We start from the raw sequence: 16,880 nt of genomic DNA, 5'->3' as shown, positions 1-16,880 counted from the left end.
GCCACACATCCCCCGCTGCGCAAGCCGTTGCACCGCCGAATCCCACCGTGGCCCCCTGTAACAGCCTCCGGCCCCGGCGGCCGCGGCCGTCGGCGAGCGGCAACTTCCCGCCCGCCCCTACGCAGGAAGCTGCGCAGCGCTTGCCGACGGCCGTCACACAATGCCCGCCACCTCAAACCATGTCATTGATTTAAAAAAAGTAATTCACGCGGCACGCATCTTGTCCAGTTCCGGCCTCCGGACCGCATCGGTCCACTATCCAGCCAGGAGAGCCTCCATGCCAACACCCGCGTACCTTTCCCTCGAAGGCACCAAGCAGGGCCTGATCACCGCCGGCACCTTCACCGAGGATTCGGTCGGCAACATCTTCCAGGAAGGCCACGAGGACCAGATCTTGGTCCAGGCCTTCAACCATCAGGTGATCATTCCCCGCGACCCGCAATCCGGCCAGCCCACCGGCCAGCGGGTGCACAAGCCGCTGATGATCACCAAGGTGTTCGACAAGTCCTCGCCGCTGATCTTCAACGCCCTGACCTCCGGCGAGCGCCTGGCCAAGTGCCGCCTGGAGTGGTTCCGCACCTCGGCCACCGGCACCCAGGAGCACTACTTCACCATCGAGCTGGAGGACGCGGTGATTGTCGACGTGCAATCGCGCATACTGAATTGTCCAATAAATCTCTAATATTTCCGCATCGCTACCACATACCAACAGATTCTGTGATAAATTTTTTCTACTAATTGCATGTATGCTATTGACTTTTAGCAATCAGCGTGAGAGAATCATAATCTGGTCAGAGAAGACGTACTGCTGGCCCCGTCCGGGTGTGGTTGCTCCAGCCACAGTGCCAGCAACCCAATTCCAAATTCCTGTGTGGTGAACTACCCAAGCTGCGGCTTGGGTTTTGTTCGTCCCCACACTTTTACTGTCATCCAACTTGAAGGAGGCCCTATGGCAACAGTCTTGCGACGATGTGCCGTCTGCAGAAGTGCTATGCAGACAAGACAAAGTACAAGAACAACGTGCAGCCCTAAGTGCCGCATGAAGTTATATAGAATGAAACTACAACAGAAGGAAACAGAACATGAGAGTGAATCTGAATGAAGTGACAGCCCAGCGGCTGATTGCTCTGAAAGACCATTATGGCCACGCAACGATTACACACTTGGTCAACATCCTAGTGAACAAAGAGTACGACGACATGATTAACAGTGCCCAAAATAATGAGGTAGCCCATGAATCCAGCAGCAGCATCCGTAACACCGACTAACACCCGCCTTTGCAAGCATTGTCTCACTCCGTTTGAGTTCAAGCGCAAAACCGCAGAGTTTTGCTGTGACACTTGCCGTAAAGCTTACAAGCGTCAGCAGCAGCGCTCTATCAAAAAGAAGCGGCTATATCGCGCTGAATCTTCCCCGTTCTTTACCTTCCTTGCTCAAGAATGCAAGCGTGCAGGGACAATCCAGGTGTTGCAAGGCCACACTCTAGAATCGCTACTTGAACTGCATGAGGTCTATGCTCTGCGTCTCCGTGGCAACTTGCTTGGAAGTGTGAACAAATATTCAGTCTGCCACATATTTCCCGTGTCACATCCGACTCATATCGGGATGCTACATGCTGGCAATTTGGTTGTGGGCCTGAAGGAGCACAATCAGAATCACGGGAATAAGTTGCTTGGTAATGCTGGCATGAGTATTCCCCGTGTTCGTCTCCTTCCGAAGTGGAGGGTTGATGAGGAGGAGCCAATTAAGACTATTGCCGACAGGATTGTCGAGTACCTTGGCGGAGAGCTGGTTGCCCAACTTGCAGTGAAAGCGAAGCTCCAGCCATCTAGGCGCCAGGTACTAACGATGTGGTTGCAGAGTTGCCCGGATGAACGCATTCCGCCGCAGGAGAAGCTGGCCGAGATGACGACTCAGCAGCTCAGTCAATTGCAGTCTCAGATCAAGGACGGTAAGGAAAGTGGCTTCGATATATCTAGCAGGGCAGCATGTATCGAGCCCGAGGATATGGCTCTACGTGAACTCCGTAGACTCGCCCGGTATCGGCCTGAGCTATTGAAGCTGGAGGAAGTCTTTGCCGGCTATGCCGCTGAGGTGATTGCCTATGTCAACCGTCTAGGAGGTTACCCGCACATCCCCAAAGAGCTGCGACAACTTCAGTTCGAGGTGCTGCATGGTGCCTGCGTGCATGACTTCCTGCGGGAGTTAGAGCGGATCAGGGATGCAGAGCGTGAAGCCTTCAAGCCGAAGGTCTGGAGTGCTGCGGAGATGGAGGAGTTTGATCGTAGTCTGCCATTCTGAGGTATGGCCTCCCCTCTGAAAGCCCCGCAGTTGCTATCTGCAACTGAATTTGTCCGCCTAATTTCTGTAACCCGACTTCAAGGATTGATCTGGTCAGTTGCACTCTATTTCCTCCGTGTGCGTGAGCACACAACTTTACTCCCCGCATGCCATGCATGCAGCGTTATCCCGGCTACATGTGAAACATGTGGAGTTATCCCAGCCACATGCTTTGCATGTAAGGCTCGCCTCGCTTCGCGAGAGCGAATGCCAGTGTCGCAGTTGGTGACAAGTATTCACCCCCCTACATGCGAAGCATGTTGAGTTATTGGGCCAGATATACAGATGACAATCTGGCCCGCTCTTGCTTTTGCGCTTGCACGCTGCGTTGAGCTGCAACATTTGTTCTTCCCAAGAGGGACAACACTTTGTCGCAAGCGATAAACACCCCCCAGCCTCAGCCTGTCCCGTACAGCTTGGAGCGCATCACAGCCTTGGTGGGGCAGATGATCACGGAGCGAAAACAGGCTCGAAAGGCCCTGAATACCCTACTCAATTAGTGTGGTATTTCAGCCTGATTGCACGATGGGGGACGCTGGGAGCCGCATGTTTCGGGGTCTCCTGTGCTGAATTGCTTAACCAGACGATCCCCCCGCTATCCCAGTGATCCAATGGAAGCATTGTGCTGCTGAGTCCCCCTGTCACAGAGACACCCTGCCACGTCGACATCGTCTTTGATCCGGCTACACTGAATCCATTCACTGTGCTTTGTGCTTCTATAGCACTCTCAGCCGGCATGTTGCCCTCCAGCAGCATCGCCGGCTTCTTCTTTTATCGGCTACTGCCCACCATCCTTTTCCTCTGTCTGGCCTCCTCGACTGTGTCCAACCGGGTATAGCCTGTCGAATACAGCCGAATGAATACGAAACGGCTGTCATTGCGTATTCATCAGCGTTGTTTTTGCCAATGAACACAGATACTCTGTGCACATCTTAGATTTAGATGAACACAGGAGCAGGCAGATGGCACAGGTTGGGTATGTTCGTGTTAGCACGGTAGATCAGAACACTGAGCGCCAGCTTGATGGTGTCTCTCTGGACAAGGTGTTCGAGGACAAGTGCAGCGGCAAGGATACGAATCGTCCTGCTCTCCAGGCACTGATCGAGTACGTGCGGGAAGGCGACACAGTGCTAGTCCACGACATTAGCCGGATGGCCCGTAACCTCGAAGACCTCTTGTCGCTGGTGAAGATGTTCAACGCGAAAGGTGTCGCAGTTCGGTTCAACAAGGAGGGCTTGAGCTTCACGGGCGAAGCCAACGCCATGCAGGAGCTGATGTTGTCCATGCTGGGAGCGGTGTATCAGTTCGAACGGAAGATGGCATTGGAGCGCCAGCGGGAGGGCGTGCAACAGGCCAAGAAGGCGGGCAAGTACAAAGGTGGGAAGCCTCGCGTAGATACTCAGGCGATCAGGGAGGCCCTTGAATCCGGTATGTCGATCCGCAAGACAGCCGATCATCTCAAGGTCGGAGTGAGCACTGTGCAACGTGTGAAGCTGGCCATGTAGGATAATTTGAAATCATTAGCCGGCATCGAGCGGGAGTAGGGGCGGCATTAAGTGTTGTTCCCGGATATTCGGGAAATCGGCATCAACAGCCTGCCCCTTGAATCTGTTCTGGTGCTGGCGGGGGGTGGATTATTCCTCGAAGCTGACCAGTCGATGAGTGGCGCTCGGCTTTGCTTGATAGTCGCACCTATGCTCGAAAAGCCCCCATTAGGGTGCATAGGGTGATCCCCAGCAAGGCAAGACGCTGGGATTCTCTCCTTAAGGAGGGTCAGCTCGGCGGTTATTCCCCTTTCCGCCGGGCTGGTTTGTTGCTCGATCCGCAGCAACGCTTCCCGCAGCTCTCTACCTCATCACGCAGTAGCCGATTCTCTGTCCGGGTCGCCTGCTGCTCCTCACGCAACAGCTTCAGTTCTTCCTGCAGTGGGGCCAATGTCTCCAGCGCTAGCACAGATCGAAGGGGGTCGGAATCTGTTCAAGGTGGGTTCGACACAACTCTACCTAGCCCGTGCCTCCCACATCACACCGGCAATGGCAACCACCGAGAGCAACGCCCAGAAGGGCAGTTCAACATCCATATAGACCTCCACAGCAGCAATCTGGGTAATCGTATACACCTAAGACATGCAGAATGCCGAATCGATTCAGCAAAGAAGACAGAAAGGTGGCATAGAAACGGAACGCTGACAGGCTTAGTGCTCGATCAAGGCAATCAGAAAGAAGACCATCGCCAGTGCAACTGACAGGATGACATAGTCCATAGCCACCTCAGACCAACAGGCTGCGAGCAATGACTATAGCTGGCAGTAGCGTGCGCGCCTGACTGACAAGCCGCGAATCGGACTCCGTCTGGCGGCGGGAGTGGGGTCATATGATTGTAATCAACAGGGTGTGTAATGGCGGCTCGGATCGGAAGCCGTATCTCCCGCGTGGCTGTTGCAAGTACGGAGTACATGCACACGCACTAGCCCTCTTTCGTCCGACCGGTGATTGAGGGCTTTTTGCTTTCAGCGCCAGCATGCCCTATCGCAACAGGTAAATCTGAGATTTGATGGAACGATTCATCAATGAAGACAGAGCACTGCATAGGAGCGGAACGCTGACCGGCTTAGTGTTCGATCAAAGCGATCAGCAAGAAAGTCATCGTCAAACCGACAGTTAGGACGACGATATCCATAGCCACCTCAGACCAACAGGCTGTGAACCCATGATTATAGCCGGCAGTAGCGTGCACGCCTGACTGACAAGCCACGAATCTGATTCCGTCTGGTCGGGAGAGTGCTCACTCTCTTCTATAAGTTTTCAGCTTTACTAATGTAAGCATTCTTTCTTTTCATAAGTACCAGCAAGGGGGATGGATCTTTTGTTGTGCTGGCTACTGCTTTAAGCCTTGCCTCCTTCTCTCTCTCATTCTTGTTGATGTAGATAAGCTGCCCAACTTCCACCATCAAATCAATCAACTTGAACCTGTCCGTCTTTCGTTCGTACCCTGCATATCGGAATGACTGATCGTCCACAGTAATCCGTGCATCAGGGAACACGGATATCTTATATCCGACTTTCTGGAGCAGTGCGTTCAATCGGAGAGGGTCATCAAGTAGCAAAGTTGCCTCCGCTTTCACAATTGAGCGTATATCCGTAGTGTCCGTTTGTTGCAGCAGAATGGTTTGCTCAAGCTCCAGAGACTCTCTTTCATTCTTGAGTTCGCTAGCCTTGGCAACAATCTCCGGTAATGCGCCTACACTAACAATCGTATCGGCTAGGCTCTTGAGTTGGCTGTGCAGTGCAGATAATTTCTGGTCTATCTCTGCCAATCTCGTCGTATTGACGGAGGGCTGTGTGCTGAGAATGGCTTTCTCAATGTATTCCAGCCCGGTCATCATTCTTACAGTTTCGAGTACAGCGACAGGGATTGCTTTTTTGTTAGAGCAGTTCCTGTTGTCGAGTTCATCTCGACGACTGCAATGCATCACTTTGCTTTTGCCTGTTTCAGCTTTGACTCGATATGTGCAGCCGCATACGCCACACACAACAAGCCCGGCAAGCGGATGTTTAGTTGGAGCAGATAGCTTCTTCCCTTTGCTTCTTCTCTCTCGCTCCTTCTGCACACGCCACCATAGTTCCTCGGATATCACGGCAGGGTGAACATTCGGGGAGTCGTTCCAATACCCGATAGCAAGCTTCATCGACACCCAATGTTGGATGCCAGCGTTGCTTATCTTGATACTGATCCCTTTCTCTTGGCAGCGTTGTTTAATACGGTGCTGAATCCGTCTTGTGCCGAATCCACTGGCATATAGCTCGAATATCTCTACAACTATAGGTGCTATATCTTGATTTAGTGTGTTGTCTGGGTTGATCCAGATGGGTAAACGACGTTTAACAGGTTCGCCCCTGTCGGCCTGTTTCCGTTTCGCGTCCCATGATGCAGTGGCTCGGCGAGATAAGTTCTCGCTGAATAAGTTCGCCTGCTGCACTTTAGCAGCCAATAAGAACAAGTGCTGACCGTTAACGCTGTCCTTTGTGTATTCAATCCCATCGTCAAGCGTAATGATATTGACGCCATTCGATAGTATGTTGGACAAATGCCTGATCATTTCAATCGGCTGAAGCCGTCCAATACGATCTATTGCTTCAACCAACACAACACTCCCTGCTGGTATGTACCCCTCCCTGATCGCAGCGATCAGTTTGCCAAATCCGTAATCAAGGTGTTCTCCGTTCCATCCGCTTATGCCGAGATCTTCGAACCGCATCGTGGCGAGTAGAAAGTCAGGGTGGAGCTGAAGCCACGCTGCGATCATTTGGTGTTGGCGCTCATAGCTGTTGCCTTGAGCCTGTTTGCCGCTGCTGAACCGAAGGTATGGGATTGCCAATGGCTTTGTCACGGTGGGCCTCTGTTGCTTGTTGATGGACTCATCGTACTACTTAGCATGCCGAACTGCCAGGACCCGAACATGGCGCACTTCACCCACCTGGAGGACGTCTACTTCACCTACCGCAAGATCGTCTGGACCCACGAGGTGTCCGGCACCTCCGGCTCCGACGACTGGCGCGCGCCGATCTCCGCCTGACCGCCACTCCCGCCTCGGCCGGCACACCCGGCCGAGGATTCCCAGCCCCCTCACCGCTCGGACGTCTGCCGGCAACCGGCTGCGACCCGGTCCTGCGCCGGGAACTGCCTGAAACGCAGTGCTGGCTCGGTACCGATCTGGCGGCCCGATGCCTTCGGCGCCACGCGGGAGAATCCGGCGCGCGGGCCGCTCCGCCCGCCCCGGGGCGCCGGCAGGCGCGGGCGCCGGCTGCTAAGGTGAAAGGGTCCGTTCACGACCACAGGAGGAGCGCCTCATGCACGTCGATACCCATCCCCTGAGCAAGGACTTTCCGGAAATGAGCGAGGCGTTGCAGCGACTGCGGCAGACGGACGCCGGCTTTTCCCGCCTGGTCGAGTCTTACGAGGTGCTGGACAAGCGCATCTGCCGCGTCGAGGGCGGCACGGAGAACATGGACGATCTGCAGCTGAACGCGCTGAAGCAGGAGCGGGTGGTGATGAAGGACGACATCGCCCGCCAGCTCCGCAAGGCCCTCGGCAACAACCGCGGAGGCTGATTCGCGGCGCGCCGGGATACAGGCCGCGGCCCGGCCGCTATCATGGGGGCTTTCCCCGGAGCGGAGTTCCCATGGCCAAGGCCAAGCGCATGTACGGCTGCACCGAGTGCGGCGCCACCTTCCCCAAATGGGCCGGCCAGTGCGGCGAGTGCGGCGCCTGGAACACCCTGGTGGAAACCCTGCTGGAGGGCGCGGCGACGCCGAACGGCCGCGGCGGCTGGGCCGGCCAGCAGGCCAACGTCAGGACTCTGGCGGAAGTCAGCGTCGAGGAGCTGCCGCGCTTCTCCACCGCCTCCAAGGAGCTCGACCGGGTGCTCGGCGGCGGCCTGGTGGACGGCTCGGTGGTGCTGATCGGCGGCGACCCCGGGATCGGCAAGTCGACCATCCTCCTGCAGACCCTGTGCAACGTCGCCGAGCGCTTCCCGGCGCTCTACGTCACCGGCGAGGAGTCCCAGCAGCAGGTCGCGATGCGCGCCCGCCGCCTCGACCTGCCGCAGGACAAGCTCAAGGTGATGACCGAGACCTGCATCGAGGCGATCATCGCCACCGCCCGCCTGGAAAAGCCCAAGGTGATGGTGATCGACTCGATCCAGACGATCTTTACCGAGCAGCTGCAGTCGGCCCCCGGCGGCGTCGCCCAGGTGCGCGAGAGCGCGGCGCTGCTGGTGCGCTTCGCCAAGCAGAGCGGTACGGCGGTGTTCCTGGTCGGCCACGTCACCAAGGAGGGCGCGCTGGCCGGCCCGCGGGTGCTCGAGCACATGGTCGACACCGTGCTGTATTTCGAGGGCGAATCCGATGGTCGCCTGCGCCTGCTGCGGGCGGTGAAGAACCGCTTCGGCGCGATCAACGAGCTGGGGGTGTTCGGCATGACCGACAAGGGCCTCAAGGAGGTCACCAACCCCTCAGCGATCTTCCTCACCCGCGCCCAGGAGGAAGTGCCCGGCAGCGTGGTGATGGCCACCTGGGAGGGCACCCGGCCGATGCTGGTGGAAGTGCAGGCGCTGGTTGATACCAGTCATATGGGCAACCCGCGCCGCGTCACCCTGGGCCTGGACCAGAACCGCCTGGCCATGCTGCTGGCCGTGCTGCACCGCCACGGCGGCATTCCCACCTACGATCAGGACGTGTTCCTCAACGTGGTCGGCGGGGTCAAGGTGCTGGAGACCGCCTCCGACCTGGCGCTGCTCGCCGCGGTGATCTCCAGCCTGCGCAACCGGCCGTTGCCCCACGACCTGCTGGTGTTCGGCGAGATCGGCCTGTCCGGCGAGATCCGCCCGGTGCCGAGCGGCCAGGAGCGCCTCAAGGAAGCCGCCAAGCACGGCTTCAAGCGCGCCATCGTGCCCCGCGGCAACGCGCCCAAGGAGGCGCCCGAGGGGCTCTCGGTGATTCCGGTGACGCGCCTGGAGCAGGCGCTGGATGCGTTGTTCGAATAGAACAGCCCCGGAGCTGGGCAGCGCTCGCTGAGCGGCTTTGACAGCAGGAGGTTCGACGCCAAGACTCTACGGATGTCAGCATCTTTCAAGGGATGAACAATGAACATCAAAGGTCTGCTCTTGAGCTTGCTATGCGCCACCAGCGTGGCTGCGACTGCCGCGGAGGAGTCCGGCGATACCGGAGGCGGCGGCGGTGGCTGTGGCTGGGGCAACATGGTCTGGGAGGGCAAGCGCGGCCTGCCGCCCTACCTGCTGGCAAGCACCACCAACGCCACGTCCGGCAACGCCACCTTCGGCATGACCTCCGGTACCAACGGCTGCGACACCACCAAGCGGATCGGCTACGGCGGCAAGTCCTGGCTGGGACTGGCCGGAATGATCGACTCCATCGCCGAGGACATGGCCCAGGGACAGGGCGAGGCCCTGGATGCCTATGCGACCCTTCTGGGCGTCGAGCAGGCCGACCGGGCGCATTTCGCCAAAGTCACCCATGACAATTTCGAGCGGATCTTCACCCGTCAGGATGTGACCGGCGAAGAGGTCGTGGCCGCCACGCTCCAAGTGATGCGCCAGGACCCGAGGCTGGCGCGCTATGCCAACCAGCCGGCATGATCGCCGGCTTCAGAGCCAGCGCCGCACCCGCGCCCGATAGGCCTCGAACTGCTCGCCGAACAACTGGGAGAGCAGCGCCTCTTCGTGGCGGATCACCCAGCGACTCATGCACAGGATCAGCGCCGGCAGCAGCAGCCAGGGCCAGGCACTGGCCAGCAGCAGGGCGATGCCGCAATAGATCAGGGTGTCGGCCAGGTAGATGGGGTTGCGTGACAGGCGGAACGGGCCGCTGACGATGAGCTTCGCCGGCGTGCCGTAGGGGTTGACCGTGGTCCGCTGGACGAACATCTGCAGCGCCGCCCAGAGCATCATCAGTATTCCGCTGTCGATCAGGCCCCAGCCGGCCCAGTGGGTCCAGACATCGTCCGTCAGTGGCAGGGGCAGCAGTTCGCCAAGGCCATAGGCCAGGCCGATGAAGAGTAGATAGATCACGGGCGGGGGCAGGAAGATTCGGCGGGGACGCATGGGCATGTGGCCTCCCGGGCAGTCATTGGGCGGATTGTAGTGCCAGGCACTGGCTGGAGTGAAAACCTCTCAAAGCCGGGAAGCGCTCAGGGCATACCTGATCAGCGCCGCCGAGCCGTCGATGTTCAGCTTGCGGCGGATGCTCAGGCGATGGGTTTCCACGGTGCGCACGCTGATGTCGAGTTCACGGGCCATGGCCTTGCTGTCCAGCCCCTGGGCGAGCATCTGCAGGATCTGGCACTCCCGTGGCGTCAGGTTGTGGGGCTCCGCGGTCCGCTCAGCGAGCTTGCGGGCGATTTCCGAACTGTAGAAGCTGCCGCCGGCGGCGATGGCCTCGATGGCGGCGACGATCTCCCGGGACGAGGCGTCCTTCAGCACATAGCCGCAGGCCCCGGCGCGGATCGCGGTGCGCACGTATTCGATGTTGTCGTACATGCTGAGGATCAGCACCTTGAGGTCCGGGTGCTGGCGGCCCAGGCTGCGGGTCAGCTCCAGGCCGTTGGTGTCCTTCAGGCCGATGTCGAGCAGCAGCAGGTCCGCCGGCACCCGGCCGAGCAGTTCGAGCGCCTCGGCGGCGCTTTCCGCCTCGCCGACCACCTCGATCCGCGGCATGACGGCCAGCAAGGCCCGAATGCCCTCGCGTACCAGTGCATGGTCGTCGACCAGGACGATCCGGGTCGGGTTGCTGGAGTTCATGCTGCAGCTCTTCTTATAGGGTGAACGAGGTGCCGGCCGCTGAGGCGGCCGGCACGGGTAATATTACACAGATCCCGGTGTGGCCAGAGCTGGACGATAGGCTGAAGCGGCCGCCGAGATGCTCGACCCGTTCGCGCATGTTGCGCAGGCCGATGCCCTCCTGCGGCTGTTCGATGGTCCGCGGATCGAAGCCGATGCCGTCGTCCTGCACCCGCAGCTGCACGCCGTTCACGCAGGGCTCGAGTTCGACGAGCACCGTGCCGGCCCCGGCGTGGCGCTCGATGTTGGTCAGCGCCTCCTGGACGATGCGGAACAGCGCCACCGCCACCCCGTCGGGCAGCCGGGCGTCGGGCAGGCCGTTGCGGTAGACGACCGCCAGGCCGCAGCGCTGCTCGAACTCGGTCGCCAGCTGGCCGATGGCGGCCGGCAGCCCCAGGGTGTCGAGCAGCGAGGGGCGCAGGTCGTGGGAGATGCGGCGGATCTCGCCGATGGCGCCGCCCAGCCGCTCGATGGCCGTGCCGAGCGTGACGAGGCCGCTGGACTGCCCCGCCTCCAACTGGTGGCCGGCCAGCTCGAACTGGAACTTGATGGACACCAGCAGCTGGCTGATGCCGTCGTGCAGTTCCCGCGAGACCCGCGAGCGCTCCTCCTCCTGCAGATGGACGATGCGCCGGTTGAGCGACTGCAGCTTGCTGTCGGCCAGCCGGTGCTCGCGGACACTCAGGGCCAGGCCGCCGGCGAAGACCAGCAGCACCGCCACCAGCGCGATAGTGGCGATGGCGGCCATGGTGGAGCGTATCCCGCCGGCCACCTCCTCGCGGACCTGGCGGGTCGCCTGCTCCACATCCTCGAGGTAGATTCCGGTGCCGAGCATCCAGCCCCAGGGTTCGAGCATCACCACATGGGCCAGCTTGTCGGTCACCCGGCCGGTCGAGGGCTTCTGCCAGGCATAGCGCTGGAAGCCGTCGCCATGGGTGGCGCTCTCGATCAGCGCCCGGACGGCGGGCAGGCCTTGGGGGTCGGTCAGGTTCCACAGGTCGCGGCCGACCAGCTCGGCCTGGCGGGGATGCATCAGGTTGCGGCCCCGGGTGTCGTAGACGAAGAAGTAGCCGTCCTGGCCGAAGTCGATCCTGGCCAGGGCCTCCAGGGCCTGCCGGCGAGCCAGGGCATCGTCCTGCCCGCCGGCCTGCAGCGGGGCGATGACGCTCAGTGCCATGGCCACGTAGTTCTTCAACTCGGCCCGCTTGCTGGACAGGATGGCGTTCTCGATCAGCCGGACCTGCTCCTCCCCCAGCCGCTGGTTCTGGACGATGACCAGGGCGCAGATCAGCGCCACGGCCAGCAGCAGCGGCAGGATGCTGAGGGCGACGATCTTGTGTTTGAGCTGCATGGGGGCTTCTCGTCGGGAACGGAGGACGCTGGCCGGCTCGCGGACACCCGGGCGGAGGGGGCCGAGACCGCCGGGCCTGGCGATTCTGTCCTAGGATTTTCGGCAGGAGCGTTTCTGCCGGACGCTGCCGCCCGTCTGCCTGCCGCCTCCCGCCAGGCGCCGCGCCAGAGGGCTGCCGGAGCCGTCCGGGGACGGGGCGTGACACCGCCGCCCTTGCCACCTCTGCGTAGTTCTACGTAGTAGCCCTGAGTAGCACTGCGAATATCGGCGCGTGCGAGATGTGGCGATAGTAGCAAGGCTCCATCTCCGGAGCGCGACAATTCCAACAATGACGCCGCAGGCCGCCCGGCCGCTGGCAGGAGAACGCAATGAACCGATTGGTCACTCATCTCGCCTGGCTCGCCCTGGCGCTGCTGGGCGCCACCGCCTTGGGCGTCGTGGCCCTGCGCCGCGGCGAAGCCATCAACGCCCTGTGGATCGTGGTCGCCGCGACGGCCATCTACCTGGTCGCCTATCGCTACTACAGCCTGTTCATCGCCACCCGGGTGATGCAGCTCGATCCGCTCCGCGCCACCCCGGCGGTGCTCAACAACGACGGCCTGGACTTCGTGCCGACCAACCAGCACGTGCTCTTCGGCCATCACTTCGCCGCCATCGCCGGCGCGGGCCCGCTGGTCGGCCCGGTACTGGCCGCACAGATGGGCTACCTGCCCGGCACCCTGTGGCTGATCGCCGGGGTGGTGTTGGCCGGCGCGGTGCAGGACTTCCTGGTCCTGTGCATCTCCACCCGCCGCAACGCGCGTTCGCTGGGCGACATGGTGCGCGAGGAAATGGGCCGGATTCCCGGCACCATCGCGCTGTTCGGCTGCTTCCTGATCATGGTGATCATCCTCGCGGTGCTGGCGCTGATCGTGGTCAAGGCCCTGGCCCACAGCCCCTGGGGCATGTTCACGGTGATCGCGACCATCCCGATCGCCATGTTCATGGGTCTCTACATGCGCTACATCCGCCCCGGACGCATCGGCGAGATCTCGCTGATCGGCATCGTCCTGCTGCTCGCCTCCATCTGGCTGGGCGGCGCGATCTCCACCGATCCCTACTGGAGCGAGGTGTTCACCTTCAGCGGCGTGCAGATCACCTGGATGCTGATCGGCTACGGCTTCGTCGCCGCGGTGCTGCCGGTGTGGCTGATCCTCGCCCCGCGCGACTACCTGTCGACCTTCCTGAAGATCGGCACCATCGTCGCCCTGGCGATCGGCATCGTGATCCTCAACCCCGACCTGAAGATGCCGGCGGTGACCCAGTTCATCGACGGCAGCGGCCCGGTGTGGAAGGGCGCGCTGTTCCCCTTCCTGTTCATCACCATCGCCTGCGGCGCGGTATCGGGCTTCCACGCGCTGATCGCCTCCGGCACCACGCCCAAGCTGCTGGCCAACGAAACCCAGGCCCGCTACATCGGCTACGGCGGCATGCTGATGGAGTCGATGGTGGCCATCATGGCCATGGTCGCCGCCGCGGTGATCGAACCCGGCGTGTACTTCGCCATGAACAGCCCGCCGGCCATTGTCGGTGCCGACGCCGCCAGCGTGGCGGCCGCGGTCAGCAACTGGGGCTTCGCCATCACCCCCGAAGCGCTGGAAGGCGTCGCCCGCGACATCGGCGAAACCACCATCCTGGCCCGTGCCGGCGGTGCGCCGACCCTGGCCGTGGGCATCGCGCAGATCCTCCATCAGGTGCTGCCGAGCGCCGGCTCTATGGCGTTTTGGTATCACTTCGCCATTCTGTTCGAGGCGCTGTTCATCCTCACCGCGGTGGACGCCGGCACCCGCGCCGGGCGCTTCATGCTCCAGGACCTGCTCGGCAGCTTCGTGCCGGCCCTGCGCCGCACCGACTCCTGGGGCGCCAACATGCTGGCCACCGCCGGCTGCGTGATGCTCTGGGGCTACCTGCTGTACCAGGGCGTGGTCGACCCGCTGGGCGGCATCAACACCCTGTGGCCGCTGTTCGGCATCTCCAACCAGATGCTCGCCGGCATCGCCCTGATGCTCTGCTGCGTGGTGCTGATCAAGATGAAGCGCCAGCGCTACGTCTGGGTCACCCTGCTGCCGGCCGCCTGGCTGCTGATCTGCACCACGGTGGCGAGCCTGATCAAGCTGTTCGATCCGAACCCGGCGGTCGGCTTCCTCGCCCTGGCCAACAAGTACGCCGTGGCGCTGGACGCCGGCCAGGTCCTGGCCCCGGCCAAGGACCTCGGCCAGATGCAGAACGTGATCATGAACGCCTATACCAATGCCGGTCTCAGCGTGCTGTTCCTGGTGGTGGTGTTCAGCATCCTGTTCTACGCGCTGAAGGTCGGCCGTGCCGCCTGGATCGTCGAGGAGCGCACCGACAAGGAAACGCCCTTCCAGGCGATTCCCGGCGCCTGACCCAGCCCCGGGCTCCTTCGGGAGCCCGGTCCCGAGCTAGAGAGAGGAGAGGTTCCGTGTTCAACGATCTCAGCCGCATGGGCAAGTATCTCGGCCAGGCCGCCCGCATGCTGGTCGGCATGCCCGACTACGACACCTACGTCGAGCACATGCAGAGCAAGCATCCGGACCAGCCGGTGATGAGCTACGAGGATTTCTTCCGCGAGCGCCAGGACGCCCGCTATGGCGGCGGCAAGGGCAGGCCGGTACGCTGCTGTTGACCTGGGGTAGGGCGGATTAAACCCGCCGACTCCGGTGTGGTTCCGCACCATGTCCGGCGGGTTGCCCCCCCCTACGCCCTTGTCAGATCGTTGCACCTGGCATTGCATCCCCGCGCCACGCTCCGCCGTGGCGCGTTTCGTTTCGAGGAACGCTTCATGTCCCCAACCCCCATCCCGGTCACCGTGCTCAGCGGCTTTCTCGGCGCCGGCAAGACCACCCTGCTGCAGTACCTGCTCGAGGCCGAGCACGGCCTGAAGATCGCGGTGATCGAGAACGAGTTCAGCGAGACGCCGATCGACGGCCAACTGCTCGGCGCCGCGCCGGTCGAGCTGATGACCCTGGCCAACGGCTGCGTCTGCTGCTCCATCCATGTCGAGCTGGAAAAGGCCCTGTTCCTCCTGCTCGAGCGCCTGGACGCCGGCGAGCTGGCCTTCGACCGCCTGGTCATCGAGTGCACCGGGCTGGCCGACCCGGCGCCGGTGGCGCAGACCTTCTTCGCCGACGACGAGCTGTGCGACCGCTATGTGCTCGACGGCATCATCACCCTGGTGGATGCCGCCAATGCCGAGCGCCACCTGCAGGAAGCCATCGCCCAGGCCCAGGTCGGCTTCGCCGACCGCATCCTGCTGAGCAAGACCGACTTGGTAGCGAGCGAAGCGGTCGAGGCGCTGAACCAGCGCCTGCAGCGCATCAACCGCCGCGCGCCGGTGCGCATCGTCGAGCATGGACGCATCGATCTGGGCGAGCTGCTCGACGTGCGCGGCTTCAACCTCAACGCCGACTTCGGCCAGGCCCTGACCCTGCGCCCGCTCGTCCCGGCCGCCAGCAAGGACCGTATCGCCACCCTGGTGCTGCGCAGTGAGCAGGCGCTGGACCTGGAGCGCCTCGGTCTGTTCATGGAGGGCCTGCTGGCGCGCTACGGCGATTCGCTGCTGCGCTACAAGGGCGTGCTGAGCCTGGCCGGCGAGTCGCGGCGCATGGTGTTCCAGGGCGTGCTACGCCTCTACGGCTTCGACTGGGCGGAGGAATGGGGCGCGGACGAGGCGCGCGAGAGCGTGCTGGTGTTCATCGGCGACAACCTGCCCGAGGAGGAGATCCGCACGGGGTTTGCCGAGGTACTGGGCTGAGCCGCGCCCGTCGCCGCCGGCCCGGGCTTCCGCAGGCCTCTCCGAGGCCCGGACTAGACTGCAAGCGTCACCTCAACCAGGAGCGCTTCCATGGGCATGCTCAGCGAGTTCAAGGCCTTCGCCGCCAAGGGCAACGTGGTGGACATGGCGGTGGGGATCATCATCGGCGCCGCCTTCGGCAAGATCGTCTCGTCCTTCGTCGGGGACCTGATCATGCCGCCGCTCGGCCTGCTGATCGGCGGGGTGGACTTCTCCGACCTGGCCATCACTCTCAAGCAGGCCGAGGGCGCTGCGCCGGCGGTGGTGCTGGCCTACGGCAAGTTCATCCAGACGGTGATCGACTTTCTGATCGTCGCCTTCGCCATCTTCATCGGCATCAAGGCGGTCAACCAGCTCAAGCGCAAGGAGGCCGAGGCGCCGAGCCTGCCACCGGCGCCGACCCGCGACCAGCAGCTGCTCGAGGAGATCCGCGACCTGCTCAAGGCGCAGCAGCGCTCCTGATCAGCCGAGGGCCTTCTCGATCGCCTGCAGCAGCGCCGGATCGTCCGGCGCGGTGCGCGGCGAAAAGCGCGCCAGCACGCGGCCATCGCGCCCCACGAGAAACTTCTCGAAATTCCAGCCGATGTCGCCGGGAAACGCCGCGCCCTCCCCCGCCAGCAGCTGGTACAGGGGATGGCGGCCGGGGCCGTTGACCTCGAGCTTGGCCGCCAGGGGGAAGGTCACACCGTAGTTGAGGGCGCAGAACTCGCGGATCTGTGCCTCGCTGCCCGGCTCCTGCCCGGCGAACTGGTTGCACGGCAGGCCGAGCACGCTGAAGCCGCGCTCGCGGTACTGCTGGTGGAGCTTCTCCAGGCCGGCGTACTGGGGCGTCAGGCCACACCTGGAGGCGACGTTGACCAGCAGCAGCACCCGGTCGCGGAACTGCGCCAGCGGCAGGTCCTGCCCGTCCAGTCCGCGCAAGGACAGATCATGGAACGCACTCATCTCTCGACTCCCCTGCTTGACAGAGAAAAGGCGCC

The 16,880-nt window shown here is 61.9% G+C and carries 15 protein-coding genes and 2 pseudogenes; 12 read left to right on the top strand and 5 right to left on the bottom strand.

Features of this window, described 5'->3' with window-relative positions:
* Window positions 1–277: 277 nt before the first annotated feature.
* The 4 genes and pseudogenes from EV691_RS04440 to EV691_RS04430 all read left to right on the top strand — a co-directional run.
* Window positions 278–667: pseudogene (locus EV691_RS04440) on the top strand (Hcp family type VI secretion system effector); the annotation flags it as partial.
* A gap of 415 nt (window positions 668–1,082) precedes the next feature.
* Window positions 1,083–1,268, top strand: coding sequence for a hypothetical protein (locus tag EV691_RS23265; protein ID WP_165496583.1), 186 nt, complete (start codon window positions 1,083–1,085; stop codon window positions 1,266–1,268).
* Entirely contained in the window at window positions 1,234–2,301 is a 1,068-nt protein-coding gene (locus EV691_RS04435; RefSeq protein ID WP_131299971.1) for a hypothetical protein, read from the top strand. Before EV691_RS23265 ends, EV691_RS04435 begins: the two co-directional genes overlap by 35 nt.
* A gap of 1,001 nt (window positions 2,302–3,302) precedes the next feature.
* On the top strand, window positions 3,303–3,845 hold the full coding sequence (locus EV691_RS04430) for a recombinase family protein (protein ID WP_131299968.1): 543 nt from the start codon (window positions 3,303–3,305) through the stop codon (window positions 3,843–3,845).
* A 1,289-nt stretch (window positions 3,846–5,134) separates the two neighbouring features.
* On the opposite strand, the gene EV691_RS04425 is transcribed toward EV691_RS04430, so the two are convergent.
* Window positions 5,135–6,730: a recombinase family protein gene (locus EV691_RS04425; protein ID WP_131299965.1), complete on the bottom strand. Its 1,596-nt coding sequence runs from the start codon at window positions 6,728–6,730 to the stop codon at window positions 5,135–5,137.
* Between the two features lie 45 nt (window positions 6,731–6,775).
* Here EV691_RS04425 and EV691_RS04420 point away from each other — a divergent pair.
* The 4 genes and pseudogenes from EV691_RS04420 to EV691_RS04405 all read left to right on the top strand — a co-directional run.
* A pseudogene (locus tag EV691_RS04420) lies at window positions 6,776–6,916 on the top strand (Hcp family type VI secretion system effector); the annotation flags it as partial.
* A 274-nt stretch (window positions 6,917–7,190) separates the two neighbouring features.
* Window positions 7,191–7,451, top strand: a complete 261-nt coding sequence (locus tag EV691_RS04415; protein WP_039802311.1) for an HP1242/YdcH family protein — start codon at window positions 7,191–7,193, stop codon at window positions 7,449–7,451.
* 71 nt (window positions 7,452–7,522) lie between these two features.
* Window positions 7,523–8,884 carry a DNA repair protein RadA gene (radA, locus tag EV691_RS04410; protein ID WP_131299962.1) on the top strand — a complete coding sequence of 454 codons (1,362 nt, stop codon included), beginning with the start codon at window positions 7,523–7,525 and terminating at the stop codon, window positions 8,882–8,884.
* Window positions 8,885–8,983: 99 nt separating this feature from the next.
* Window positions 8,984–9,496 carry a DUF3015 domain-containing protein gene (locus EV691_RS04405; protein WP_131299959.1) on the top strand — a complete coding sequence of 171 codons (513 nt, stop codon included), beginning with the start codon at window positions 8,984–8,986 and terminating at the stop codon, window positions 9,494–9,496.
* Window positions 9,497–9,505: 9 nt separating this feature from the next.
* Here the strand turns inward: EV691_RS04405 and EV691_RS04400 are convergent, their stop codons facing one another.
* The 3 genes from EV691_RS04400 to EV691_RS04390 all read right to left on the bottom strand — a co-directional run bounded on the left by EV691_RS04400 (window position 9,506) and on the right by EV691_RS04390 (window position 12,047).
* Window positions 9,506–9,967, bottom strand: a complete 462-nt coding sequence (locus EV691_RS04400) for a methyltransferase family protein (protein WP_131299955.1) — start codon at window positions 9,965–9,967, stop codon at window positions 9,506–9,508.
* Window positions 9,968–10,030: 63 nt separating this feature from the next.
* Window positions 10,031–10,657, bottom strand: coding sequence for a response regulator (locus EV691_RS04395; RefSeq protein WP_039802306.1), 627 nt, complete (start codon window positions 10,655–10,657; stop codon window positions 10,031–10,033).
* Between the two features lie 13 nt (window positions 10,658–10,670).
* Window positions 10,671–12,047: a cache domain-containing protein gene (locus EV691_RS04390; RefSeq protein ID WP_131299952.1), complete on the bottom strand. Its 1,377-nt coding sequence runs from the start codon at window positions 12,045–12,047 to the stop codon at window positions 10,671–10,673.
* 368 nt (window positions 12,048–12,415) lie between these two features.
* Between EV691_RS04390 and EV691_RS04385 the strand changes: the two genes are divergently transcribed.
* The 4 genes from EV691_RS04385 to mscL all read left to right on the top strand — a co-directional run bounded on the left by EV691_RS04385 (window position 12,416) and on the right by mscL (window position 16,362).
* Window positions 12,416–14,473 (top strand): carbon starvation CstA family protein, encoded by a 2,058-nt coding sequence (locus tag EV691_RS04385; protein ID WP_131299949.1) that lies wholly within the window; start codon window positions 12,416–12,418, stop codon window positions 14,471–14,473.
* Between the two features lie 56 nt (window positions 14,474–14,529).
* Window positions 14,530–14,733 carry a YbdD/YjiX family protein gene (locus EV691_RS04380; protein ID WP_131299946.1) on the top strand — a complete coding sequence of 68 codons (204 nt, stop codon included), beginning with the start codon at window positions 14,530–14,532 and terminating at the stop codon, window positions 14,731–14,733.
* Window positions 14,734–14,889: 156 nt separating this feature from the next.
* A complete protein-coding gene (gene yjiA, locus EV691_RS04375; protein ID WP_131299943.1) occupies window positions 14,890–15,861 on the top strand; it encodes a GTPase in 972 nt (323 codons plus the stop codon).
* Between the two features lie 90 nt (window positions 15,862–15,951).
* Window positions 15,952–16,362, top strand: a complete 411-nt coding sequence (gene mscL, locus EV691_RS04370) for a large-conductance mechanosensitive channel protein MscL (RefSeq protein ID WP_039802293.1) — start codon at window positions 15,952–15,954, stop codon at window positions 16,360–16,362.
* Here the strand turns inward: mscL and EV691_RS04365 are convergent, their stop codons facing one another.
* The gene (locus EV691_RS04365) at window positions 16,363–16,845 is read right to left on the bottom strand and encodes a glutathione peroxidase (RefSeq protein WP_131299938.1); all 483 of its coding nucleotides are present in this window, start codon (window positions 16,843–16,845) and stop codon (window positions 16,363–16,365) included. It abuts the gene before it with no gap.
* Between the last annotated feature and the right edge of the window lie 35 nt (window positions 16,846–16,880).

Source organism: Azotobacter chroococcum (assembly GCF_004339665.1).
In the GTDB taxonomy this organism is placed as follows: domain Bacteria; phylum Pseudomonadota; class Gammaproteobacteria; order Pseudomonadales; family Pseudomonadaceae; genus Azotobacter; species Azotobacter chroococcum.
The sequence above is the reverse complement of the archived record's forward strand: the minus strand, read 5'-3'. Positions and strand labels throughout refer to the sequence as shown.

What these genes read in the sequence shown, in the direction of transcription:
- EV691_RS04400 (WP_131299955.1), bottom strand. Translation starts at nt 9,967, where the DNA reads ATGCCCATGCGTCCCCGCCGAATCTTCCTGCCCCCGCCCGTGATCTAT.
- EV691_RS04395 (WP_039802306.1), bottom strand. Translation starts at nt 10,657, where the DNA reads ATGAACTCCAGCAACCCGACCCGGATCGTCCTGGTCGACGACCATGCA.
- EV691_RS23265 (WP_165496583.1), top strand. Translation starts at nt 1,083, where the DNA reads ATGAGAGTGAATCTGAATGAAGTGACAGCCCAGCGGCTGATTGCTCTG.
- EV691_RS04365 (WP_131299938.1), bottom strand. Translation starts at nt 16,845, where the DNA reads ATGAGTGCGTTCCATGATCTGTCCTTGCGCGGACTGGACGGGCAGGAC.
- EV691_RS04430 (WP_131299968.1), top strand. Translation starts at nt 3,303, where the DNA reads ATGGCACAGGTTGGGTATGTTCGTGTTAGCACGGTAGATCAGAACACT.
- radA (WP_131299962.1), top strand. Translation starts at nt 7,523, where the DNA reads ATGGCCAAGGCCAAGCGCATGTACGGCTGCACCGAGTGCGGCGCCACC.
- EV691_RS04405 (WP_131299959.1), top strand. Translation starts at nt 8,984, where the DNA reads ATGAACATCAAAGGTCTGCTCTTGAGCTTGCTATGCGCCACCAGCGTG.
- EV691_RS04390 (WP_131299952.1), bottom strand. Translation starts at nt 12,047, where the DNA reads ATGCAGCTCAAACACAAGATCGTCGCCCTCAGCATCCTGCCGCTGCTG.
- EV691_RS04385 (WP_131299949.1), top strand. Translation starts at nt 12,416, where the DNA reads ATGAACCGATTGGTCACTCATCTCGCCTGGCTCGCCCTGGCGCTGCTG.
- EV691_RS04415 (WP_039802311.1), top strand. Translation starts at nt 7,191, where the DNA reads ATGCACGTCGATACCCATCCCCTGAGCAAGGACTTTCCGGAAATGAGC.
- mscL (WP_039802293.1), top strand. Translation starts at nt 15,952, where the DNA reads ATGGGCATGCTCAGCGAGTTCAAGGCCTTCGCCGCCAAGGGCAACGTG.
- EV691_RS04435 (WP_131299971.1), top strand. Translation starts at nt 1,234, where the DNA reads ATGAATCCAGCAGCAGCATCCGTAACACCGACTAACACCCGCCTTTGC.
- yjiA (WP_131299943.1), top strand. Translation starts at nt 14,890, where the DNA reads ATGTCCCCAACCCCCATCCCGGTCACCGTGCTCAGCGGCTTTCTCGGC.